General features: G+C 66.8%; 23 protein-coding genes. 12 read left to right on the forward strand and 11 right to left on the reverse strand.

Going from position 1 to position 23531, the window contains the following annotated elements; genetic code table 11:
• Entirely contained in the window at positions 1-1779 is a 1779-nt protein-coding gene (cydC, locus tag ACS8YF_RS02675) for a thiol reductant ABC exporter subunit CydC (RefSeq protein WP_440848671.1), read from the reverse strand.
• On the reverse strand, positions 1772-3517 hold the full coding sequence (gene cydD, locus ACS8YF_RS02680; RefSeq protein WP_440848672.1) for a thiol reductant ABC exporter subunit CydD: 1746 nt from the start codon (positions 3515-3517) through the stop codon (positions 1772-1774). The genes cydC and cydD overlap by 8 nt, the downstream gene beginning before the upstream one ends.
• A gap of 192 nt (positions 3518-3709) precedes the next feature.
• Here cydD and ACS8YF_RS02685 point away from each other — a divergent pair, with 192 nt between their 5' ends.
• Positions 3710-4453: a helix-turn-helix domain-containing protein gene (locus ACS8YF_RS02685; RefSeq protein ID WP_440848673.1), complete on the forward strand. Its 744-nt coding sequence runs from the start codon at positions 3710-3712 to the stop codon at positions 4451-4453.
• Positions 4454-4526: 73 nt separating this feature from the next.
• Here ACS8YF_RS02685 and ACS8YF_RS02690 read toward each other — a convergent pair whose 3' ends face one another.
• Positions 4527-5213 carry an OmpW/AlkL family protein gene (locus ACS8YF_RS02690; RefSeq protein ID WP_440848674.1) on the reverse strand — a complete coding sequence of 229 codons (687 nt, stop codon included), beginning with the start codon at positions 5211-5213 and terminating at the stop codon, positions 4527-4529.
• A gap of 186 nt (positions 5214-5399) precedes the next feature.
• On the opposite strand from ACS8YF_RS02690, the gene ACS8YF_RS02695 reads away from it, so the two are divergent.
• The 3 genes from ACS8YF_RS02695 to ACS8YF_RS02705 all read left to right on the forward strand — a co-directional run bounded on the left by ACS8YF_RS02695 (position 5400) and on the right by ACS8YF_RS02705 (position 7664).
• Positions 5400-6269, forward strand: coding sequence for a universal stress protein (locus tag ACS8YF_RS02695; RefSeq protein ID WP_440848675.1), 870 nt, complete (start codon positions 5400-5402; stop codon positions 6267-6269).
• Between the two features lie 86 nt (positions 6270-6355).
• Entirely contained in the window at positions 6356-7339 is a 984-nt protein-coding gene (locus ACS8YF_RS02700) for a DnaJ C-terminal domain-containing protein (protein WP_440848676.1), read from the forward strand.
• A 1-nt stretch (position 7340) separates the two neighbouring features.
• On the forward strand, positions 7341-7664 hold the full coding sequence (locus ACS8YF_RS02705; RefSeq protein WP_440848677.1) for a chaperone modulator CbpM: 324 nt from the start codon (positions 7341-7343) through the stop codon (positions 7662-7664).
• Between the two features lie 34 nt (positions 7665-7698).
• Here ACS8YF_RS02705 and ACS8YF_RS02710 read toward each other — a convergent pair whose 3' ends face one another.
• The gene (locus tag ACS8YF_RS02710) at positions 7699-8511 is read right to left on the reverse strand and encodes a universal stress protein (RefSeq protein ID WP_440848678.1); all 813 of its coding nucleotides are present in this window, start codon (positions 8509-8511) and stop codon (positions 7699-7701) included.
• A 94-nt stretch (positions 8512-8605) separates the two neighbouring features.
• The gene (dusB, locus tag ACS8YF_RS02715; RefSeq protein ID WP_440848679.1) at positions 8606-9592 is read right to left on the reverse strand and encodes a tRNA dihydrouridine synthase DusB; all 987 of its coding nucleotides are present in this window, start codon (positions 9590-9592) and stop codon (positions 8606-8608) included.
• Between the two features lie 181 nt (positions 9593-9773).
• Here dusB and ACS8YF_RS02720 point away from each other — a divergent pair, with 181 nt between their 5' ends.
• The 5 genes from ACS8YF_RS02720 to ACS8YF_RS02740 are packed head-to-tail and all read left to right on the forward strand — an operon-like array spanning position 9774 to position 13229.
• Positions 9774-10148: a glycine zipper 2TM domain-containing protein gene (locus ACS8YF_RS02720; protein ID WP_440848680.1), complete on the forward strand. Its 375-nt coding sequence runs from the start codon at positions 9774-9776 to the stop codon at positions 10146-10148.
• Positions 10149-10186: 38 nt separating this feature from the next.
• On the forward strand, positions 10187-10588 hold the full coding sequence (locus ACS8YF_RS02725; RefSeq protein WP_440848681.1) for a PepSY domain-containing protein: 402 nt from the start codon (positions 10187-10189) through the stop codon (positions 10586-10588).
• Positions 10589-10611: 23 nt separating this feature from the next.
• Positions 10612-11319: a response regulator transcription factor gene (locus ACS8YF_RS02730; RefSeq protein ID WP_037339052.1), complete on the forward strand. Its 708-nt coding sequence runs from the start codon at positions 10612-10614 to the stop codon at positions 11317-11319.
• The gene (locus tag ACS8YF_RS02735) at positions 11319-12665 is read left to right on the forward strand and encodes an ATP-binding protein (protein ID WP_440848682.1); all 1347 of its coding nucleotides are present in this window, start codon (positions 11319-11321) and stop codon (positions 12663-12665) included. The genes ACS8YF_RS02730 and ACS8YF_RS02735 overlap by 1 nt, the downstream gene beginning before the upstream one ends.
• A gap of 48 nt (positions 12666-12713) precedes the next feature.
• Complete coding sequence (locus ACS8YF_RS02740) at positions 12714-13229, forward strand: hypothetical protein (RefSeq protein ID WP_440848683.1); 516 nt, start codon at positions 12714-12716, stop codon at positions 13227-13229.
• A gap of 155 nt (positions 13230-13384) precedes the next feature.
• Here the strand turns inward: ACS8YF_RS02740 and plsB are convergent, their stop codons facing one another.
• From plsB to ACS8YF_RS02765, 5 genes are read right to left on the reverse strand one after another with little or no spacing between them, the layout of a single operon-like run.
• On the reverse strand, positions 13385-15877 hold the full coding sequence (plsB, locus tag ACS8YF_RS02745) for a glycerol-3-phosphate 1-O-acyltransferase PlsB (RefSeq protein WP_440848684.1): 2493 nt from the start codon (positions 15875-15877) through the stop codon (positions 13385-13387).
• A 6-nt stretch (positions 15878-15883) separates the two neighbouring features.
• Entirely contained in the window at positions 15884-16579 is a 696-nt protein-coding gene (locus ACS8YF_RS02750; protein WP_440848685.1) for a hypothetical protein, read from the reverse strand.
• Between the two features lie 7 nt (positions 16580-16586).
• Complete coding sequence (locus tag ACS8YF_RS02755) at positions 16587-17378, reverse strand: MlaA family lipoprotein (protein WP_440848686.1); 792 nt, start codon at positions 17376-17378, stop codon at positions 16587-16589.
• Positions 17379-17414: 36 nt separating this feature from the next.
• Complete coding sequence (locus ACS8YF_RS02760; RefSeq protein WP_440848687.1) at positions 17415-18482, reverse strand: NAD-dependent epimerase/dehydratase family protein; 1068 nt, start codon at positions 18480-18482, stop codon at positions 17415-17417.
• 3 nt (positions 18483-18485) lie between these two features.
• A complete protein-coding gene (locus ACS8YF_RS02765; protein WP_440848688.1) occupies positions 18486-19304 on the reverse strand; it encodes a lysophospholipid acyltransferase family protein in 819 nt (272 codons plus the stop codon).
• Positions 19305-19396: 92 nt separating this feature from the next.
• Between ACS8YF_RS02765 and ACS8YF_RS02770 the strand changes: the two genes are divergently transcribed.
• Positions 19397-20233 carry a ParB/RepB/Spo0J family partition protein gene (locus tag ACS8YF_RS02770; protein WP_440848689.1) on the forward strand — a complete coding sequence of 279 codons (837 nt, stop codon included), beginning with the start codon at positions 19397-19399 and terminating at the stop codon, positions 20231-20233.
• A gap of 30 nt (positions 20234-20263) precedes the next feature.
• Here ACS8YF_RS02770 and ACS8YF_RS02775 read toward each other — a convergent pair whose 3' ends face one another.
• Positions 20264-20944 (reverse strand): hypothetical protein, encoded by a 681-nt coding sequence (locus ACS8YF_RS02775; RefSeq protein WP_440848690.1) that lies wholly within the window; start codon positions 20942-20944, stop codon positions 20264-20266.
• A gap of 56 nt (positions 20945-21000) precedes the next feature.
• On the opposite strand from ACS8YF_RS02775, the gene ACS8YF_RS02780 reads away from it, so the two are divergent.
• Positions 21001-21273: an acylphosphatase gene (locus ACS8YF_RS02780; RefSeq protein WP_440848691.1), complete on the forward strand. Its 273-nt coding sequence runs from the start codon at positions 21001-21003 to the stop codon at positions 21271-21273.
• A gap of 346 nt (positions 21274-21619) precedes the next feature.
• Positions 21620-23239 carry a peptide chain release factor 3 gene (locus tag ACS8YF_RS02785; protein WP_440848692.1) on the forward strand — a complete coding sequence of 540 codons (1620 nt, stop codon included), beginning with the start codon at positions 21620-21622 and terminating at the stop codon, positions 23237-23239.
• The last annotated feature ends 292 nt before the right edge of the window (positions 23240-23531 follow it).

Consider the following 23531-nt stretch of genomic DNA (forward strand, 5'->3'; position numbering starts at 1 on the left):
TCAGGGCAAGGTTAAAAGGGTCCCGGCGGCGGGTCGTTGATCTGAATCAAGGCGATAACCCGGACGGGTCAGACGACGATATTCGGCACAGGTCTCGGCCAGATCGCCCGGCGCGCCGTCGCCCACGACCCGCCCGCGATCGAGCACGATCACGCGCTCGCAGTGGGCCACCCATTCCGGCTGATGCGACACCACAATCAGCGTCCGGCCGGACAGGCGGGCGGCGGCCGCGGACCACAGCCGCGCGCCGGTGGCGCCGTCCAGCCCTTCGCCGGGCTCGTCCATGATCACCACCGGGGCGTCGCGCAGCAGCGCGCGGGCGATACCGATACGGCGGATCTGGCCGCCGGACAGGCGCAGTCCTTCCTCGCCGACCAGCGTGGCGTAGCCTTCGGGCAACGCCATGATTTCGTCATGAATGGCGGCGGCCCTCGCGGCGGCGATGATCGCGTTTTCGTCGGCGTCCGGGTCGCCCACGGCGATGTTGTCGGTCACCGTGGCGTGGAACAGGTAGATACGTTGCGGCACCAGCGCGATCGCGGCCCGAAGATCGGCGCTGCGATACGCCGTCACGGGGGCGCCGCCCCAAGTCACTTGACCCCGCTCGGGCAGCGTCATCCGGGTCAGCAAATGCACCAGGCTGCTCTTGCCCGCCCCGCTGGCGCCGACGATCGCGACGCGCTCACCGGGTGCGATCGAAAGCGATACATCAGCCAGTGCCCAGGGTGTATCCGGCGCGTGGCGGACGAAGACATGCTCGAACACCAAACGGTGATCGACCGGCGCCGGCCGCGGCGTCTCGGGTTCGACGATGGCCGGACGCAGCGACTCGAAGGCGCGCAGCCGGCGGGTTACGGCCTGGAGCTGGCCCAGCGCCTGCCAGGCCGCGGGCATCTGGGTCACGGCCTCGACGCTCGCCAGCACCAGCAGCACGACCGGCGCGAAATCGATCGGCGCCGCCGCGCCGGTACGAATCGCCGGCACGATCAGCCCGATCGAGGCCAGTACCGCCGCATTGATCAACAGCAGCATGCCGGCCTGGCCGAGCCCGGTAAGGCGCGAAAGACGCGCCTGGCTGTCCAGATGGGCCGCGGTCAACGCGGCGACCTTGCATTCACGCGCGGCGAAGGCGTCGAACACCACCAATTCGCCCAGACCTTCGACCATGTCCACGAGCTGGGCCTTGAGCCGGGCGGCGATCGCCACCGACTGCGCCCCCGGCGCGCGCCCGGCGCGTGCCACCCACCACGGCAACAGCCCCCCGGCCATCAGCAGCAGCGCCAGGTTGGCCAGGGCCACCGCCACGCTGTACCAGGCCCAGACCGCGACCGCCCCCGCCACACAGACCACGCCCACGGTCACCGGCAGAATCAACTGCAGATAGACCGCGCTCAGCGTGTCGATATCGGCCCGCACGCGGGCCAGCAGATCGCCGCTGCGCAGGCCGGACAACTGATGCGCCGACAACGGCTCGACCTGGCGGTAGAACCACACCCGCAGGCCAGTCAGCAGCTTCAACGTGGCGTCGTGGGTGACCAGCCGTTCCAGATAACGTCCGCCGGTGCGCGCGATCGCCAGGCCGCGGATGGCCGCGGCCGGCGTGAAGTAATTCATGTCGGCGGCGGCCAGCCCGGCCGCCGCCATGCTGGCAATGAACCAGCCGGAAACGGCCAGCAACGCCATGTTGGAGGCGACCGTGACAATGCCGAGCACGACGCCGAGCGCAAACGCCCCGCGATACGGCCGGGCGAGTTGCAGCCACCAGCGCAGATCACTCATGCCGGCCCTCCGCGAGCATGGCGGCATACCGCCCGCCGGCCGCCACCAGCGCCTCATGGTGGCCGGTCTCGACCACCCGGCCGGCATCCAGCACCACGATGTGATCGGCCTCGCGGACGGTGGCCAGACGATGCGCGATGACCACCAGGCTGCGATCCGCGCCCAGCTCGCCGAGCGCCGCCGTCAGCGCCTGTTCGTTGGGGGCGTCCAGATGCGCGCTGGCTTCGTCGACCACCACGAAGGGTGCGGCGGCCGCGAACGCCCGGGCGATGGCCAGCCGCTGGGCTTCGCCGCCGGACAAGCGCACCCCGCGTTCGCCGATCGGCGTATCGAGACCGTCCGGCAGCGCGGCCACGAACGCCCGCGCCTGGGCACGCTCCAGTGCCTGCCACAGGACATCGTCCGGCACCTCGATCGCGCCGAGCGTGAGGTTGTCGCGCACGTTGCCATGGAACAACCGCGGCTGCTGGGGTACCCAGGCACACCAACGCCGCCAGTAGTCGGGGGCCAACGTCGCGCGATCGATGCCATCCACCGTGACGCGGCCGGTTGTCGGCGCGAGCAGCCCCATGAGCACCAGTGCCAGCGTGCTCTTGCCCGCCGCCGAGGCGCCGACGATGGCCACCGTCTCGCCCGGCGCGATCGACAGATCCACACCGGTCAGCGCCTGGGTGCCGTCCGGGTAGGCGTACGACACCGCATCGAGCACGACAGCCGGCGCGCGCCCGGCCACCAGCCCGTCGCAACGGCTGCCCGGATTCGCATCGACGGGGGCATCCAGCAGGGCGACGATCCCCTCGGCGGCGCCGATGGCTTCCATGCGCGCGTGGTAGACCGTGCCCATGTTGCGCAGCGGCAGATAGAACTCGGGCGCCAGCAGCAGCACCAGGAAACCGGAGGTGAAGCCGATATCGCCCCAGAGCAGACGAAACCCGATCAATACCGCCACCATGGCGATGCTGACCGTGGCCAGGAATTCGAGTACCAGCGACGACACGAACGCCAGCCGCAGCACGCGCATCGTGGCCAGGCGGTATTCATCCGACAGCTTCGCGATCAGCCGGGCTTCGCGCGCACCGAGATTGAATAGCTTGAGCGTGGTCAGCCCCTGCAACGCGTCCAGGAAATGCCCCGACAACACCCCCATGCGCCGCCACTGGCGCTGGTTGAGCTTTTCGGCGCCGCGCCCGATGAAAATCATGAATACCGGGATCAGCGGCGCGGTCACCACCAGGATCAGCCCGGAGATCCAGTCGATGGGCGCGATCACGGCAAGAATCGCCAACGGCACCAGCGCGGCCAGCGCGCTCTGCGGCAGATAGCGGGCATAGTAGGCTTCCAGTGCCTCGACCCCGTCGCTGAGCGTGTTGACCAGATCGCCGGTGGCCTGGCTGCGCTGCCAGACGATGCCGCGCCCGGCCAGCCGGGCCACCAGCCGGGCCCGGATCTCGGTCTTGATGGCACGCCCGGCGGCAAAGGCGGCCTGTTGCGCCAAATAGACCAGCCCGGCCCGCACCAGCACGATCGCGGCCAGCCCGGCCAGCAGCCACACCAGCGCGGGCAATGCCGCGCCGTCGAAAATCACCGCATTGGCCAGATGCGCCAGCACGCTCGCCTGAACGATCAGCAGCAGGCCGCCGGCCAGGCCGAGGCCGACCGTGATCGCGACCGGGCGACGGATATGCGCCCGGTTGGATTTCAACCAGACAAGCGTGGGCGTGGCAGCGGAATGGCTCATCATGCGGTGCGGCCGAGCCGCCGGTCGAAGCAGACGGGGGCCACACTAATCGGTCACCCGATCAACAGCGTTGATCTGGATCAATCATCAATCTGACGCGCACAACATGATGGTGGACTGGACACCTCCGATCCGAACGAATTTTTGGGTACAGTGATGGGCTATCCCTCCCACCGTCGACCGGAGCCGTACATGCCGGCGACATTCCGACATCTTGACGACGTCCAGCAGGCCTGCGGCCGCTGCTCGCTGGCGCATTTGTGCCTGCCCTACGGGCTCGGCACGGGCGATATCCAGCGCCTGGAAACATTGGTGGATGTCGGCAGGCCGCTGGCCCGCGGCACCGAACTGTTCACCCAGGGCGACCGGTTGAGCGCCCTGTACGCGGTGGGCTCGGGGGCCATGAAGACCTCGATGATCGACGCCGAAGGCCTGGAACAGATCATGGGCTTCTACTATCCCGGCGATCTGCTCGGCCTGGACGGCATGGGCGATGAAGTTCACCACTGCACGGCGACTGCACTCGAGGACAGCCAGATCTGTCGCATTCCGTTCGATCAACTCGATCACCTGGTCGACGAGGTGCCCGGCCTGCGCCGCCAGCTCATGCGCCTGATGAGCCATGCCCTGTCCGATGACGAGCAGCTTCTGCTGACTCTGGGCCGCAAGAGCAGCGAAGGCCGGATCGCGACGCTGCTGCTGAGCCTGTCGCGGCGGAGGAAGATGCGCGGATTGCCGGCCTCGCCGATCCGCCTGTCGATGAAGCGCGCCGATCTGGCCAACTTTCTCGGCATGCGTATCGAAACCGTCAGCCGCGTACTGCGCCGACTGCAGGAATGCCGGATCATCGCCGTGGATCGTGCGGATGTCGCGGTTCTCGATTTCGACGCGCTGGAAGCATGGGCCACGCGCGGCGCCTGGGTGGCCGACCAATAACCCGACCGGCCCGCAGGGCGCTCCGGATCGTGGCTCTGCCCGATCCGGAGTCGCCCGGGTACCCGCTCATCCTTTAAAAGCGATAGCCCACCGCTGCCGTGTACACCCACGGATTGATATCGAGGTTCACCTTGGTGTGCCCGCCGCCGGCGGTGTCGACGTGCGCATTGGTATCGATGCTTATGTAGCGCACGTTGGCGTTCACCAGCCAGTGATCGCCGATCCGGTAATCCAGGCCGACCTGGGCGGCGGGGCCGAACGAATTGCTCAGATCGAGCCCGGTCACCCCCGCGGCGGCCGCCTGACGGTGAACATGCTCGTCGAAAAACAGCGTGTAATTCACGCCCACGCCGACATAGGGCGACAACGGCGTGCCGGTCTCGAAGTGATAATCGAAGCTCAGCGTGGGCGGCAGGTGCTTGATGGAGCCGAGATCGGTCCCGCCCAGCGCGCCGCCCTGCAACTTCACGTCATGCTTGAACGGCCAGGCCGCCAGCAATTCGACGTCGATGTGATCGGTGATCATGTAGGCCAGTGTCACGCTCGGCTTCACGTCGTTGCCGACCGCGACATGGGTGCCCGCCAGCGCCGGCGCCAGCGTGCCGGATTTACGGTGGGTCTGTTCGTCGGGAACCACGGCGCTGGCGCCGCCGCGCACGATCACGTCGCCCGCGTGCCAGACGGGGGCCGCATTCGCGGCGCTCGCGCCCAGCACGAGCGCCAGCCCCGCACCGGCGCCGATCCAGGTATTTCTGTGCATGATGTACTCCCTTGGTCGAATGAATCCGGGAGCGAATCTAGGCCCGTGACCGCCCGGGCGGGTTGACACAGATCAAGTCGGTGCGGTCTTGCCGGCGCCGCCCGAGGGCGCTTGATTCAGGTCAATCGTCAGCCGGGGCGCGCATGGCATGATGACGCCGATAGACCCCCAACCGAACGCCCCGTCATGCGCTACGCCAGCCTTCTCGCCCATGTCCAGGACACGCCCAGCCAGGCCGTGTTCACCGACACTGCCGCCGTCCTGGCAGCGCGCTGGCGAGCCCATGTCACCGGGCTGCATACCCATGTCCCGACCTACAACAGCTATGTCGCCACCGGCGAGTATCCGGTGGCGCCGTCACCGACCGTGGTCGCCGAGGACGACGCGGCCGCGCGCGACCGGGATACGGACCTGGCTCGCGCCTTCGCCGAACGCGTCGAGGCGCGGCATGTGGCCGACCACGACTGGCGCTATCGCACGGCGGACCTGGCCGGGCGCCAGACCGCGGACCTGATCGCCGAGGAAGCACGGACACACGATCTGGTCGTGCTCGGCCGCCCGGCGCCGTCCGATCGTGACCATACGAGCGCCGACACCGCCGCCCTCGTCGCCCAGGCTTCGGCCCGGCCCGTACTGGTCCTGCCGGCCAGCGATGCACCGTTCGCCGACCTCGGCCGACATGTCGTGCTCGCCTGGAATGCGTCGCGCGAGGCACAGCGCGCCATCAGCGGCGCCCTGCCGCTGCTGCAGGATGCCGAGTCGGTGACTCTGCTCGTGGTCGACGACAACCATGCCTGGGTGTCGCCGCACGGCGAGGAGCCCGGTGCCGATATCGCGCTTTATCTGGCCCGCCACGGCGTATCCGTCGACATCTCTCGGGTCGGCTGCCGCGGGCGATCGGTCGCCGAGGCGTTGTGTGCGCAGGTGGATGAACGCGGCGCCGACCTGTTGTGCATGGGGGCCTACGGCCACTCGCGGCTGCGTGAGTTCTTCCTCGGCGGCACCACCTACGAGATGCTGCGACGCCTGCCCGTGCCCACGCTGATCGGTGCCTGAAAACGCCGGTGGCCCGGGTCCACAGGACCGCGCCACCGGCCTATAATCGAGCCATCGTATCCACGCCGAAAGTCGTATCCGGGCCTATGGAATACAAGGACTATTACAAGATTCTCGGCGTCGAGCGCGACGCCAGTGAAGACGACATCAAGCGGGCCTACCGCAAGCTCGCCCGCAAGTATCATCCGGACGTGAGCAGCGAGGAAGGCGCCGCCGAGAAGTTCCGCGAGGCCAACGAAGCCTACGAGGTGCTCAAGGATCCGGAAAAACGCGCCGCCTACGACCAGCTCGGCCGCGGCGGCGGCCCGCGCGCGGGCGCGCCCGGCGACGACGGGGCCGGCTTCGAGCCACCGCCGGGCTGGGAATCGAACTTCGATTTTCACGGCGGCGGTTATACCGGTGCCGATGCCGGCGATTTCAGCGATTTCTTCGAATCCCTTTTCGGCCGCGGCGGATTCCGGGCCGCGAGCAACCGGGGCCCCGGGGCCTCCGCAGGAGGCGCCATGCGCGGCCAGGACCAGACCGCTCGCATCGCGCTGGATCTGGAGGACGCGTTTCAGGGGGGGCAGAAAATGTTGTCGCTGCGCGTGCCGGAAGTCGATGCGCAAGGCCGCGTCGTCAACCGCGAACGCACCGTGCGGGTGAACATCCCCAAGGGCGTGCGTGCCGGCCAGCAGCTCCGGCTGAGCGGCCAGGGCATGCCCGGCCTCGGTGGCGGCGACGCTGGCGACCTGTATCTCGAGATCGAATTCCGCCCCCATCCCCTGTTCCGTCTGGACGACCGCAACCTGATCCTCGAGCTGCCGGTTGCCCCCTGGGAAGCCGCGCTCGGCGCGACGGTCAAGACCCCGACGCCGGCCGGGCCGGTCGATCTCAAGATTCCGGCCGGCTCGAACGCCGGCCGGCGACTGCGTCTGAAAGGCCGCGGCATGCCGGGCAAGACGCCGGGCGATCTGATCGCCATCCTCAAGATCGTATTGCCGGAACGCCTCGACGACGAGACCCGTACGCTCTACGAGCGCCTGGCGCGCGAGAGCGACTTCAATCCCCGCAAGACACTGGGGGTCTGACATGCAAGACACGCGCTATACGCTGACCTGCGAGCTCGTCGACCATGGCGAGACACTGACCTTCGCCGAACTTTGCCGGTCCTGCGGCGTCCATGCGGAATGGGTCGCCCTGCTGGTCGAGCATGGCGTGCTCGATCCGGTCGCGCCGCGCGAACGCCAGTGGCGCTTCGCCATCGCGCAACTGCCGCGCGTGCACACCGCGCGCCGGCTGGCACAGGATCTCGACCTCAACGCCTCGGGCATCGCACTGGCGCTGGAGTTGATCGACGAAATCCGCACGCTGCGCAGCCAGCTGGCCGCACGGGAGACGCCAGACGCACATTGATGCGCGGCTGGCGCCGCCCGCGGGCAGGCCGGGCTCAGTGCGCCAGCAACAACGGCACCGGGGGCGGCGCGTCGATCACATCCCGCGTCACCCCGCCCAGCACCAGTTCGCGCAGCCGCGAGTGGCCGTAGGCGCCCATGCAGACCAGATCGGCGTTCATCTCGATCGCTTCGGTGAGCAGCGTATCGGCCACACCGACACTGTCGCTGTCCGCAAGACGCACTTCGGCCTCGATGCCGTGCCGCGCCAGATACAACGCGATGTCGGCGCCGGGATTGTCGCCCAGGCGGCGATGGGCAGAGCCATCCGGATCGATCACCAGCACGCACACCTGTTCGGCGCGCGCCATCAGCGGCAGCGCCGCCGTCGCGGCCCGGGTCGACTCGCGGCTGGCGTTCCAGGCCAACATGATGCGCTGGCCCAGGGGTCGGTCCCGGTCGGCTTCCGGCACCGCGATCACCGGGCGCGACGACACGATCGCGAGCCGCGCCGCGAGATCGCCGCCGCTCATGACCAGTGCATCCGCATAACGCGCATGCAGCGCCAGCGTATTCAGCGTTTCCCCCCGCACGAAACGCCATTCGTTGGTTTCCACGCCTTCCGCCCGACAGGCGGCCTCGAAGGCCTCGCGAGCCGCCAGGGTCGCTTCATCCCGGCCGCTGGCGGCCTCGGGATCGACATCGGCGATATTCGGGTAGGCCAACGGGTAGCGATAATACGGCGGCTCGTAGACGTACAAGCCGGTCAGGTGGGCGTCGAAGCGCGCGGCCAGCGCGGCGGCCTGATTGATCGCGGCGCGATCCAGCGAGACCTCCGTGATGGCAATGATCAGACTCTTGTAGCTCATGGCAGTGTTCCCTGCGTGATCCGGACACGACCCGATCGAGTGCCGGGCATACCACCAGATTAACGCCGGTCCGGCACTCGGGACCTGATCTGGATCAACTCACATCGCGCCAGGCCACGGCAGCCGCCGCGTCGAAGTAACGCTCGATCAGGCGGATCTGGCGCGCCGCGCTCGCCGCGGTCATCAGATCCATGTACAGGGCCGGATGCGGCGCGCGGCGCTCGCACAGCCAGCCGATGTGCCGGCGGGCCACCCGCACCCCCTGTTGTTCACCGTAGAAATCGTGCACCTGTTCGATCAACCCCAGAACGATTTCGGCCTCGTCCGCCAGATCCGGCGCGACCGCCACCCTGCCCGCCATGGCGGCGGCCAGCTCACGAAACAGCCATGGGCGGCGACCGGCCGCGCGCCCGATCATCAGGCCGTCGGCGCCGGTTGCCGCCAGCACCTCGCGCGCGCGATCGACCGAATCCACATCGCCGTTGGCCCAGACCGGAATCGAAACCGAGGCCGCGACCGCCGCGATGGTGGCGTACTCCGCTACCCCGCGATAATGCTGATCCCGGGTTCGCCCGTGTACGGCCAGCGCGGCAATGCCCGCCTGCTCGGCCCGCTTCGCGATGGCGACCGCGTTGATTCGATCGGCCGAGATGCCGGTGCGCATCTTCAGTGTGACCGGTACCGGCGAGGCCGCCACCACGGCCTCCAGAATCCGGGCCACATTGTCGGTATCGGCCATGAGCGCCGAGCCGGCCGCCTTGCGACAGACCTTCTTGGCCGGGCAGCCCATATTGATGTCGATGATGTCGGCCCCGGCGTCGGCGTTGATACGCGCCGCCGTGGCCAGATCGGTCGCATCGCCTCCGGCAATCTGGATGACCCGGGGCGCGGGCTCGCCCGAGAAATCCAGCCGCAGCCGCGACTTGCGGGTAGCGCGCAATTCCGTGCGAGCCGAAACCATCTCGCCTACCGTCAGCGACGCGCCGAAGCCGCGACACAGGCGCCGGAACACGCGGTCGGTCACCCCGGCCATCGGTGCCAGCGCCAGTGCATTGGGGAAACGATAACCCGCGATCTCCATGGCGCGCAGTGTAGAGCCTGTGACGGCGACATACGAGATCGCGCGGCGCTCACTGGCGGGGCGCCCGGACCGGCCGGCGGGAACGGCCGCTGCCGGTTGCCGACGACAACGAGACCACGACCTCGCTTCAGGATCGATTCAGCGCTGGCCTTGTATTTTCGCGTCGAAACGAGGCTCGACCATGCGCAATTCGCTCCGCCCCATCCTGTCGACGGCTCTGATCGGTGCCGTACTCGCTCTGGCCGCCTGCGCCACACGGAACGGCCCGCAGGTGGATCCGATATTCAACGCCGTGCCCGGCGGGCGTTATGCCTGCGCCAACGCTCCGGATAATCGCAATGTGCTCGTGCGCAGTCTGACCAGCCCGCTGGGACAGGCAGCGCTCGGTGGCGCGCTCGGCGGGCTGGTCGGCAATCAGTTCGGTAGCGGTACCGGCCAGGATATCGCCACCGGCGCCGGGGCTGCCGCCGGTGTGGCCGCGGGCAACTGGAACGCCAACCGCATGGCCGACAATCGTTACCAGCAGTGTCGACAACGCCAGCAATCGGGCTATTGATGCATCGTCCGCCCGCATGCCCGGCCCGGCGCGTCGGCATGATGCAGCGGTCGATCGGCCCGCGCGAGTTGGCCTATGTGCTGATGTGCGCGCTGGCGCTGCTTGCGTATGCGGTCAACGCGGCGGCCGATCCGGCGACCCGTTCGACCCCGCCGCGCGGCGACGCCAGCCTGCTGCTGCGAACCGACTTTCATGCCCGGCCGGACCACGCCAACGGCCCGCATGGCGACAACGACCGTCGCCGGCAACAGCGCCAGAACAGCGAGAAACGGCAACGCCCGGCGATCACGCCGGAGCAGGCCGCGCAACGCGCCCGCCACCGCTTCGGCGGGCGCGTGCTCAACGTGATACTGGAACACGGACCGGGCGGGCCTTACTATCGGGTGAAACTTCTGGAAAATGGCCGGGTTCGCGTGGTGGATATCGACGCACGCCGTTGACCCCGGCCGCAAGGTAAGCACGCATGCGAGCTCTGGTGATCGAAGACGATGTCGAACTGCGCACCCAGGTCTGCGAGCGTCTGCGCTCGGAAGGCTTTGCAGTCGACGAGACCGGCGAAGGCGAAGAAGGCCTGTTCTATGCCAAGGAATACCCGATCGACATCGCGATCATCGACCTCGGCCTGCCGGGCCCGACCGGTCTGGACATCATTGCTGAAGTCCGCGAAGCCGGGCTGGACTACCCCATTCTGATCCTCACCGCGCGCAGCCGCTGGCAGGACAAGGTCGAGGGCCTGGAAGCCGGCGCCGACGATTACGTGGTCAAACCGTTCCAGCCGGAAGAGCTGTCGGCCCGGATTCAGGCGCTGGTCCGGCGCTCGCGCGGCTGGGCCCAACCGCGGCTGGAATCCGGCGATATCGTGCTCGACACCTCGCGCCAGGAAGTCTTCGTTGGCGAGGAATCGATCGATCTGACCGCCTACGAGTATCGCGTACTCGAGTACCTGATGCTGCACGCCGGCGAGGTGATCTCGAAGACGGCCCTGACCGAGCACATCTACGAGGAGAACGCCGAGCGCGACTCCAACGTGATCGAGGTGTTCGTGCGTCGCCTGCGTGCCAAGCTCGATCCGGACGGCACGCGCAAGCCGATCGAGACCCTGCGTGGCCGCGGCTATCGCCTGGCCCGCGACGACCGCCCGCGGCCGACCGCCGATAGCGCCGCGCCGTGATGAACTCACTGCGGGCGCGGCTGCTGGCCGCGACCGCGGTGCTGTTGGTCGCGTTTATCGGGCTGACCGGCGTCGCCTTGCAGACCGCGGTTCGCGAGCGCGCCGAGCAGGCCGAGCACGACCGCCTGCAGGGATTGTCCTATGCCCTGCTCGGCAGCGCGGACATCACCAACGACGGCCAGTTCAACCTGGCGCCGCGGGTCCTGCCGGAGTCCGATCTTTCCCGCCCCGACTCCGGCCTCTACGCCATGGTGCTCAACAAGAAAAAACAGATGATCTGGCATTCGCCCTCATTGCTCGGCAGCATCGACATGCCGGCCCTGCCGGCCGTCGGCCAGTGGCAGCAAATGCGCCTCAAACGCGACAATGGCAATCAGCTGCTCACCCTGTCGTTCGGCTTCCGCTGGGTGACCGAAGGCGGCAAGGACTATCGCTATACCCTGGTCGTGGCCGAGAACACCTCCACCTTTGCCAAACAAATGCAGCGTTTTCAGGGCGTGCTGTGGACGCTGTTGTCGGTTTCGGCATTGATTCTGCTGATCGTCGAGTTGCTGATCCTGCGCTGGGGGCTGGCCCCGCTGCGCCGCCTCGCGCGCAACCTCGCCAATCTGGAGTCGGATGACGACCGGCGTCTCGAAGGCCAGTACCCGGACGAGATCCAGCCACTGGTCAGCAACCTGAACACCATGCTGGTCAACGACCAGGCACGCTTGACCCGCTACCGCAACGCGCTCGGCGACCTGGCGCACAGCCTGAAGACGCCCATGGCCATTCTGCGCGGCATTGCCGAGGACCCGACGCTGTCCGGCGAACAACGCAGCGCGCTGAGATCCCAGCTGGCACGCATGAATGACATCCTGGACTATCAACTGCAGAAGGCGGCCGCCGCCGGCAAGCGCAGTCTCACGCGTCGACTCGCGCTCGCCCCCATCGCCGAGCGCCTCGGCCGGGCATTGGCCAAGGTTTACGCCGAATCCGGCATCCGCTTCGACATCCGAATCCCGCCGACCCTGCGCGTGCCCGTGGACGAGGGCGACATCACGGAACTGCTGGGGACGCTGATGGACAACGCGGCCAAGTACGGCAAGGACCGCGTGATCGTGGATGCCCGGCGCAGCGACCAGGGCATGCTGTCGCTATGGGTCGACGACAACGGCCCCGGCTTCAGCGAATCCCAGCCGCACCGCCTGCTCGAGCGCGGCGTACGCGCCGACCGCACGCGCGAAGGCCAGGGGCTCGGTCTGGCGGTGGCCGCCGAGATCGTGCATTCCTACAACGGCGAGATCGAGCTGACTCGAAGCGACATGGGTGGCGGCCGCGTGCTGGTCACCATCGCGGAAAGCTGACCCGACCCGCCCCCCCTCTTATCTTGAACGGCATGACAGAGTGATCCGATGAGCAGCAACGAAAACGACACGCCGCTGGACCCTGAATCCATCCCGCCCGAGGCCCTGGATCCCGCAACCTATCACCGCGTGGTGGGGCCGGCGCTGCAGGCCGCGGCCGAAACCGCCGCCAAGCGGGGGCACAAGTATCTGTTCGACGACATGCCGGCCATGCTGGCGCTGGTCGATATGGTGACCCGGCTCGCCGACCTGTATCGCGAGCACCATCCCGAAGCCGCCACCGACAAGGCCGATCTGATCGACAGGGCGGCGACCGCCGCCTGCGTCATGGTCTTCCAGGAAGCCGAGTTGCCGCCGGACGCCATCGGCCAGTGCCTGGCGGCGCTCGAGACCGCCTACAACCAGATCAATGCGCAGGCCGTGCTCGATCCCGGCGTGCGCTACATCGCCATGGCCTGGTCGCATCTGGACGACGACGAGCGCAAGGATGCCCACCACTGCCTGACCCAGGCCTGCGAACACATGATCGCGGCAATCGAAACCTGGCAAAGCAAGGCCCATTGATGGGCCGGGTCTGCCGTCCCGGCGCCGGCATACGACCCGGCATCGCGCGCACCCGCGGCATGGCCGGCAGCCGCCGGCTGGCAGTGCGCGCCGGACGCCGTTGCGCGCGTTAATCGACTCGGCGCCAGACGCATGAGCCAGCGCCGGTCATGGGCTCAGCCCAGCGTCTGCCCCGGCGCGGCGTCTTCGAGCTGCGGCATGGATGTCAGGTGCGCAATGGTCTGGCGAATGTCCGAGCCGAGCAGACGCAAGGCATGCTCGGCCAGATGCCGCAGCGATTCGTCGATATACAGCCGGTTGCCTTCCTGACGCAGCAATCCCGCCTTGACCAGGGTCTGCAGATGGTTGCGGAACAAGCGCGCGTCGAAGAATTCCGGGCTGTTGCGACCGGTCAACAGTGCCATGCGCTCGGCCATGAGCTGGCACTGGCGCTCGAAGCGACCGCGTTCGACCACGCCGACCTCGAGATTGTGGCTCAGCAGCATGGCGGTCATGGCATAGCGTTCCAGCGATTCCCGCATGATGCGCGCCAGACTCATCAGCGCGGCAAAGGCCTGGCTGCCCGCCACCGGGCGGCGCAGCGCCCCCTTTTCGGTGCGCCACAACAGGCCGCATTCGATCATGCCCTCGACCGCATCGACCAACGCTGAGCGGCATTCGTCGGCCTGCCAGCGCAGGAACAGCTCGGAGGCCAGCAGTGGGTAGAGTTCGACGGCGTCGTCGAGCAATGCTTTTTCGTTACGCTGCTCGAAGTGGGCGAAAAAGTTCGCGATCAGCGACGGCAACGCGAACAGATGCATGACGTTGTTGCGGGTATAGGTCAGCAACACGGCCTGGCGTGAATCCACGGTCAGGATATCGCCCCAGGCGTGCGGCGCCCGGATCAGCCGCATCAATGGCTCCGCCTCGGCCAGCAGTGCCGCGCCGTCGGGCTCGGGCGCACTGGCATCGATGGAATACGGGCAGACATGCGCCAGCCGGGCCAGCAACGTCATGCTGTGGATCATCTCGTCCTCGGCCACCGACTTCTGTGGGGCGCCGAGCAGGATGAGACAAGCCAGGCCGGTGGCGTTGAGGGTGGCGGTTGCATTGATGCCGCGCATGACCTCGGCGGCCAGCGTATCCGTGAACTCCTGCAGCCACTTGGCGCGCGAATCCACGCCGAGTTCGGCCACGCGCTCGCGCCAGTCCGGCTGGTGGGTATCGGCGAATCCGCGCAGCTCGATCGGCGCGCCAAAGGAGACGAACACACGGCCATATTTACGTTTGAGCACCCGGGTGGAACCGCGCACGAGATCCCCCATGGTCTCGCCCTTCTTGACGCGCGTGCCGCGCAGTTCGTCGAAGTAGCCCTTGACCTCCATCACCCGGTCGTAGCCGATATACACCGGAACCACCGATACCGGGGCGTGACCGCTGGTGGCCAGCGCGCTGGCCACGGTCATCTGCAGCATGCCGGTCTTGGGCGCGAGCAGACGACCGGTACGGCTGCGCCCGCCCTCGGGGTAGAACTTCATGGGCTGGCCGCGCGCGACCAGCGTCTCGACATAGGCGCGGAAGACGGCGGCATACAGCCGGTCGCCCTTGAAGCTGCGGCGCAGATAGAACGCCCCGCAACGGCGCAGCAGGCCGCCGACCGGCCAGAAGTTCAGGTTCACGCCGGCCGCGATCTGCGGCAACGCCAGCCCTTCCTGATAGAGGATGTACGACAGCAGCAGATAATCCATATGCGAGCGATGGCTCGGCAGATAGATCACCTCGCGGTTGTCGTGGGCCGCCTCGCGCAGCCGCGGCAAATGCTTGACGTCAATGCCGTCGTAGATGCGATGCCAAAGCCAGGTCAGCACCCGCAACATGAAGCCGATGGCAATATTCGAGTAGTCGGCCGCGATCTCGTCGGCATACTCGCGCGCGCGCACCCGAATCGCGGCCACGTTCTTGCGCTCGCGACGCGCCGTTTCCGTGACTTCGGCAACCACCTTGGGGCTGGCCATCAAGGTGTCGATAAGCTGGGCCCGGCGCGACACCCCCGGTCCCAGCGTGGCGGCGCGCTGGCGCCGGAAATGCACCCGCAGCACGCGCACCAGCTTGCGTACCAGCACGCCGGGCGTGGCGGATTCGTCGACCACATTGCGGTAATCGATGGGCTGGCCGAAGTGCACCAGGGTGTTACGGCCGTTGGCGGCCACGATCAGTATCTTGCGCAACCGGCTGGAGCGTTCGGAATCGGCGAAAAGTATCCGGAAGATCGAGGTTTCCTGCACCGGATTGCGGCCCCAGAACACGGACACCGGCACCAGCTGCACATCGAACGACTGATCGTGCAGACCCCGGGCGACGATGCGTTGCAGCTCGGAGCGCTGGCGCGAGCGCCCCACCGGGACGGCGAGCACCACCGCGCGCCGGGCCGTCGGCAACCGGTTGCCGGCCAGATGGGGCCGCGGCATCCCGTGGCTATCGCAGACCGCCTCCAGCACGAGCCAGTCGAGCAGGCTGTTCACCGGCAGCACATAGCAGACCGGCTTGCTGATATCGAGCGCCAGCTCGTTGAGGTCCGACGGCGATACATGGGTGCCGATCCATGCGCGTAGCGGCCAGCGCACGAGCGGCATGAATATGAGCAACAGACGCAGAACGAATCGAAGCATGGGCGCTCAGCCGCGTGCCCCGAACAAACGCACGCCGCGGCGAATACGCTGGCCGAGGCGCCGTGCGAAACGCGCGAAGCCGGTGCTCGGATGGCGTCGCGCATAGTCCTCGGCGCTCGCGAGATGGGGCGCATGACGTACCCGCAGCTTGGCCAGCGCGCTGCGATCCGCGGCGGCCAACTGGTCGAAGACCCAGTTCCAGGGCCGATTCCAGCGCCGACCGCGACGCACGCGCGCCACGAAATCGACCAGATAGGGCCGATCGTCATCATCGACCAGGATATTGCCGCCGCCCCGCAGGTCGCCATGCGCCACGCCGCGCGCGTGCATCGCCGTCACCAGCGTATCCAGCCGCTGGTAGGCCACATCGCGCGGGCGCGCCCGCGCCCAGGGCGCCGCCGGGCAATACTCGACAAGCACGCCACGCGCATCGACCCGGCGGTACAAACGGGGCACGCCGTCCAGGCCATCCAGCGCCACCAGTGCGCTCACCTCGCGCCAGAGCAGCGCCGGGGCAAGCCAGCGGTTGAACCAACCGGGCGCGCGCCCGTAGTCCTTGAACACCGCGCGCGCCGCACCGTACTCGATCAGTACAACATCGGGCTCGGTCGGACCGCGGGTCTTGTAGTAGCGCGTCGCGGCCGCATGCAGCTGATCGCGCGTCATCTGCATGAGCGCTGCCATATCCGCGTCATCGGACACGAATCGACTAGTTGCTCTTGCCCGAGTCGGGTGCGGCGGCCGGAAAATCGCTGGAACCGTCGTCGGAGCGCGTCAGGCGAGCCGGCACGTTGCCGTCGTACACCGCCTTCTGGCGACTCTCCAGATAATAGCTGCGCACGAAGGCATAGGGATCGAACTGCTGCTTGAGCGTCGAATCAAAGCCAAGCAGGCTGGCCCGCAGGTTCAGGCCCTCGATCCCGCGCAGCGCATACGGCACCCAGGGATAGTCGTTGCTGATCGCGTTGACCTGGCTCATGTAGTTGATCGGGTTGGTGAACTGATCCCCGAATTTGCCGATCAGATCACGCCCGTCGGACGGCCCCAGCAGGGGCAGGTAGATGTACATGCCCGGACCCAACCCCCAGTAGCCCAGGGTCTGGCCGAAATCCTCGTCCGGGTGCGGCACGTGGAGTTTGCTCGCCACATCGAACAGCCCGCCCAAACCGACCGAGGTGTTGATCATGAAACGGCCGAGGGACTGGTTGAACTTGCCCCATTTCAACTGCAGCAGGCTGTTGACCATCGTCACCGGCTGGCTGGCATTGTCGAAGAAATTGGTCACGCTGGCCTGGACCCGCGCCGGGACGACCTTGTTATACACCTTGGCCGCCGGCCGGACGGCGTACTGGTCGGCCTTGTTGTTGAGCTTGAAGTCGAAGCGGTTGACCGGCTCCAACGGGTCCCACGGATCCGAAGGCGGGCTGTGGACACAGCCCGCCAGGACCAGCACGGACAGAAGACTGACCAGGGCGAAATGGAAACGCGACGTAGTAGGCATGAAGTTCTCAACCTCGGAACGGGCGCAGCCCCCGCGCTACTTCAAGGCGCGATAGTGGGCGAACAACTCCGATAGCGAATACTGCGGTGTGAAGTCATAGGTACGTGAGAACAGGCCACCATCGATGATCACCGAATACTTGAAGAAGTCGATCAGGTATTCGGGCGGCGCCAACCGACCGAGCGTGCGAACCGCGCGTCGAGCGAGTGCCGGAGGAACCGATGGCAGGAACAGGCGGCGGCATCCTGCCAGCTGAAGGGCGTCCTGATAGGTCACGTAATCGTCTGGTGCCACATTATATACGCCCGGGTGGTTCTGCTCGAACGCCGCGACCACGGCAGCCGACATGTCGGCAACGTGAATGAACTGCATCAACGGCGAGAACCCGACCAGGCACGGCGCCACCCGCTGGGCGAGCATGCGGCTGATTTCGTTCTTGATACCCGGACCCGCGATATTGCAGGGGCGCAGCACCACGATGTTGAGCTCCGGATGCTTGTACAGGTGAATATTGAACAGGTTTTCGAGTTCGACGGCATCCACGATCTCGGGCATGAGATTGGCCGCCCGCATCGGATACTCCTCGTCAATCAGGCTCGGATTACGCGCATCCGCACCGTAGACGTGGAAGGTCGACAACGCCAGCACCTTCTCCACGCCGTACTTGCGCGCCAGCCGCAACAGACGTGACGTACCCACCACATTGGCCGAATAGCGCCGGCCGCGGGTCGACTGGGTGAACCGGATACGGCCCAGATGCGCAATCCCGACGAAGTCATGCTCGCGAAACACGTCCTCGAACGGACGCTGATTGAAATCCACGACGTAGTCGACGGTATCGGGGTACTCATCCTGGACCCCCCGGAATTCGACGCCGACCACCTGGTAGCCGTGCTCGGTCAGATCGGCGATCACATGCTGGGCCAGCGCGCCGGCCGCCCCGGTAACCATGATCTTGCCGCGATCACCGTGCCCCATGCCGACTTTCGAGGCCCGGGGCTTCGGCGCGCCGACCGGGCCGCGGCGCGCCGGCGTCTTGCGGGCGTCCCGGCCGGCCGGCCCCGCGGAAGGCTTGTCGTCCTTGTTGTCGTCGCTTGCGCTCATGATCTAGAAAATACTCTTGCGCTGGGCGATGCCGGCATCGATCAGGTCGCGGATGGCGTCCTTGACCTCTTCCACCCGCCATTCCACATCACGCTCGCTGGTGACGTCGTTGGGGAAATGCATCGGCGGGCCGAAATTCAGAATCACCCGGGCCGGCAGCGGCACCAGCGGCGAGAGCGGAAAATACGGCATGCCCAGCATCTTCGCGAGCGGCCGGATATTGACCAGCGACGGCATGGTCTCCTCACAACCGACCACACCGACCGGCACGATCGGCGTGTTGTACTCCATCGCCAGATGCATGAAACCATGGCCGAAGCGCTGCAACTGATAGCGCAGCCGATACGGCTTGCCCGAACCGCGCACGCCTTCGGGAAAGACCGTGATCGCTTCCTCCCGTTCGAGCATCTTGGCGCAGTTCTTGGCATCGCCGATCACACCGCCGACCGAGTTCATCCAGTTGCCGAGAAACGGTACGGAGGGAAACCAGCGCTCGATCATCGACCGCGGCAGGCGCGCCCCGTCGCCCTTGTTGGCGACGGCAAACGATACCAGCACCCCGTCCATGGGCAACTGGCCGCTATGGTTGCCGACGATCAGCAGTCGACCGCTGGCGGCCACGTTCTCCAGACCATGCGCCTGAACCCGGAAGTAGTTCTCGTACAACCAGCGCACTGCCGTGAACGTGATCTTGGCGGTATCCGGATTCAGCCCCCAGGGGTCGTACCCCAGGCTGCCGATGTTGCCCATCGGCAACCGATCCACGATCGACTCGACCTCGCGCGATACGGTCCGCGGCTTGAGATACTGCCGAATGCGCATATCACTCCTCGCTCGCGGCTCGGGGTCCGCCAGGCCGCCGGGGTTTACACTGGCTCAGTTGGTTCGAGCTTAGCACGCAGACCCCACCCATCTTGACCCCCGATATCGACAAACCAGCTCCGTCTGCCGAACACCGTATCGCGCGACTGCCGATCGAATCGATTGTGCGCGACCCAAATCAGGCGCGCACACGCTTTGACGAGGCCGGCCTGGCCGAACTGGCGGCCTCGATCCGCGAATCGGGGGTGATCCAGCCGATCGTGGTGACCGGCGATGCCGGACACGGTTACCGGCTGCTGGCCGGCGAGCGGCGCTGGCGCGCGGCGCAGCGCGCCGGGCTGGCCGAACTGCCGGCGATCGTGCGCAACGATCTCGATCCTGAACAGGCCCGCGTACTCGGACTGATCGAGAATCTGCAACGGGAATCGCTCGGCGTGATGGATACCGCCCACGGCCTGGCCCGACTGGGCGAGATCCATGGCCTGACCCATGACGCGATCGCCACGCGCATCGGCAAATCACGCGCCTACGTGAGCAATTTCCTGCGCCTGCGCCAGCTCGCCGCACCGGTCCAGGCCCTGCTCGACGAGAACCGACTGTCGATCGGGCACGGCAAGATTCTGGCCGGGCTGGATGTGCCGGCCCAGATCCGGCTGGCCCGGCGCGCCGTGGCCGAGCGCGTCAGCGTACGCCGGCTGGAACACTGGGTGCGCGAACAGGGTCAGCCGCGCGCGACCACCACCGGCGTCCCGCCCGAACTGGCAGACCTGGAACAGCGGCTGGCAGAGCACGTGGGCAATGCGGTGCACATCCAGTACGACCCGGGCCGGCGTCGGGGTGAACTGCGCATTGCGTTCCACGATCTCGATGAATTCGAAGGGCTGCTCGCCCGGCTGGGCTTCAACCCGGAACAGGACAACAGCGCGTAGCCGCTGCCGCGACCGGTGCCGGCGTCCTGCCTACTCCGGGTGATCGCTGTCGCCGGCCGGCTCGACCACCTCGGCGAGACTGAGATTCAGACTGAAACGCTCATCCGCGTCGCTGCCATAGTGCCCGTCGCGATCACGCTGATCGAACTGGACCATGGCCAGCCGCGCCAGGCCACCACGCGGGCCACCGGCCGGCCCCGACCAGACCCCCACACGCGGACCGCCCGGCATGGCCTGGGGCAACCGATCGCCATAGACGGCGCGCAGGGCTTCCGGCATCAAGGCAGCGGCCCCGGCCGCCAGCGGCGCCGTACTGATCTGCATGTCGATCCAGCGCCGCCGGCGCTGTTCAGCGAGCTGCAGACCGGCGCCACGAGGCAACCGCGCCACCGCCCGACGCGTCAACGAGGCCGCCGCCCGGCGCGCGTAACGCGTCAATGGATGCGCATCGGCGGTCGTTTCGTGCGCCAGTGCGACACGATCGGCACCATGTGCCGGCATGCGAAAACAACTGTCGATATGCCCGCGCACCCGCACCGTCTCGCCCATGCCCCGCTGACGGGCGGACAACGCCAGCGTGGCGGTGACCCACGCGGGCCCGCCATAGGGATTGGGCAGGGTCAGACGAAGACTGGCCTCGCGCGCGCCAGACCGATCCGCCGTCGCCAGACCGCCCAGCCGGGCGGCCCGATGCTTGATGGCTCGCCACATGCACGTGTCTCCGAACATGTACAATCTCGGCTTTGAGTATACGCCTGCAAGACGCCATGTCCGAAACACGTTATTTCCGTGTCCGCGGTCGGGTTCAGGGCGTGGGCTTTCGAGCCGCGACCAGCGACACCGCCCGCAAGCTGTCTCTCGACGGCTGGGTGCGAAATCGCGGCGACGGCGATGTGGAGTTGATGGCTCGCGGTGCGCCCGGGAATCTCGACGCACTGCGCGACTGGCTGCACGAAGGCCCCGGCATGGCCCGGGTCGGCGACGTTTCTGAACAGGCCGCCGACGAAATCGATCTGCCATCGCCGTTCACGGTGGCCTGACTCGGGGGCATGCCGGCTTGTTTCGCACCTAAAAAGAGGCCCGAATCGGGAGGGCATCCGATCCGGGCCAGCCAGTGGGCACCGCCAGGGGGCGGGCGGCACCCTGTAAGCGCAGCCGCTCGACTCGGGTAGGGTGCGGCTGCGCGGGCAGAGTCGGTGAAGGGGGAACACCGGTTCTGCGATGGCAACGGTATTGCGCCGTCGCCGTTGGATGAAAATATAGTCACCGGCCGCGACCGCGGCTAATTGAAATTCTCTCAAGGCAACATAGAGCTGCACTATACAGCTATTATTTCGAGTCGACTCAGCGACATACGAACGCTCGGTCGTCCGATCGGAGTGCAAAATGAACCAGGCCGCCACTGCCCACACCCGTCAGACCGCGCAGGAGGCAGCGCTGAGACGCACGTTTGCCATCATCTCGCACCCGGATGCGGGTAAGACCACCCTCACCGAAAAACTGTTGTTGTTCGGCGGCGCGATCCAGCTCGCCGGCACGGTCAAGGGCCGCAAGGCGACCCGCCATGCCACCTCGGACTGGATGGCGATGGAACAATCGCGCGGCATCTCGGTCACCACCTCGGTGATGCAGTTCCCCTACAACGAACGCATCGTCAACCTGCTGGACACGCCGGGCCACGAGGATTTCTCCGAGGATACCTATCGCACGCTGACCGCGGTCGACTCGGCGTTGATGGTGATCGACATCGCCCGCGGCGTGGAGCCGCGCACGATCAAGCTGATGGAGGTCTGTCGGCTGCGCACCACGCCGATCTTCACCTTCATCAACAAGATGGACCGCGACGGCCGGCCGCCGATCGAGGTACTCGACGAGATCGAGGAGATTCTCAAGATAGAGTGCGCGCCCATCACCTGGCCGATCGGCATGGGCCGGGCGTTCAAGGGCGTGTATCACCTGCTCGAGGACAAGGTGCATCTCTACGAGGGCTCCGACAACGAGGCCGGCGGCAAGACCGTGACCCTCGACGGCCTGGACGATCCGCGCCTCAAGGAAATCGCCGGCGACTACTACGACGAACTGCTGGAGGAAATCGAGCTGGTGCGCGAGGCCGGCTCCGGCTTCGACCTTGATCGTTATCTGGCCGGCGAGGTCACGCCCGTATTCTTCGGCTCGGCGGTCAACAACTTCGGCATCCGGCCCCTGCTCGATTCGTTTGTCGAATGGGCGCCGGCGCCGCGACCGCGCGAAGCCACCTCGCGCGAAGTCGTCCCCAGCGAAGAACCATTGTCGGGCTTCGTGTTCAAGATCCAGGCGAACATGGACCCGCAGCATCGCGACCGCATCGCCTTCATGCGCATCTGCTCGGGCCATTACAGGAAAGGCATGAAGATGCGGCATCTGCGCGCCGGCAAGGATATCCGCGTCGGCGATGCCATCACCTTCATGGCCAACCGCCGCGAGGCAGCCGACACCGCCTGGCCGGGCGACATCATCGGCATCCACAACCACGGCACCATCGCCATCGGCGATTGCTTCTCGGAAGGCGAGGATCTGGCCTTCACCGGCATCCCGAACTTCGCGCCGGAACTGTTCCAGCGCGTGGTCCTGCGCGACCCGCTCAAGGCCAAGGCCTTGCACAAGGGTCTGGACCAGCTCTGCGAGGAAGGCGCGACCCAGGTGTTCCGGCCCCTGCACAACAACGACGTAATTCTGGGGGCGGTCGGCACGCTGCAGTTCGACGTGGTCGCCGAGCGCCTGCGCACGGAATACAACGTCAACGCCGGCTTCGAGGGAATCGAGGTCTACACCGCCCGCTGGATCTACGGTGAGCCCCGCGAGATCGAGCGCTTCCGTAATCGCATGGATACCGGCGTGGCGGAAGACCACTCGGGGGCACTGGTGTATCTGGCCCCCTCTCGGGTCAAGCTACAGCTCACCGAGGAACGCTGGCCGGATATCACGTTTGCCAACGTGCGCGAGTTCAACACCGGCACCCAGGCATGAGAGACCACCCGCGGCGCAACCCCAAGCGTGTAAACCCACCACATTGTCCACAATTCACGCAGGTGGTGGTGGGTCGTTGAGGGTTGGCATTTCACGTTTTCAGTCCGCCAATGAACGCAAATGGCGGATTGGGTTCGAGATCTCTATGGTTTCGAGGCGCCACGTGACCTGTCTCTTCGTTCTTTAAGACATTTATCCGCAGATTTCACAGATTTACGCAGATGGCGGTGAGTCATTTGGGGGCACTGGTTCGATCGTGGCGCGAACGGCTGCCTGCGCTTTGTTCTCCGCG

Source organism: Salinisphaera sp. SWV1 (genome assembly GCF_052044155.1).
Lineage (GTDB): Bacteria > Pseudomonadota > Gammaproteobacteria > Nevskiales > Salinisphaeraceae > Salinisphaera.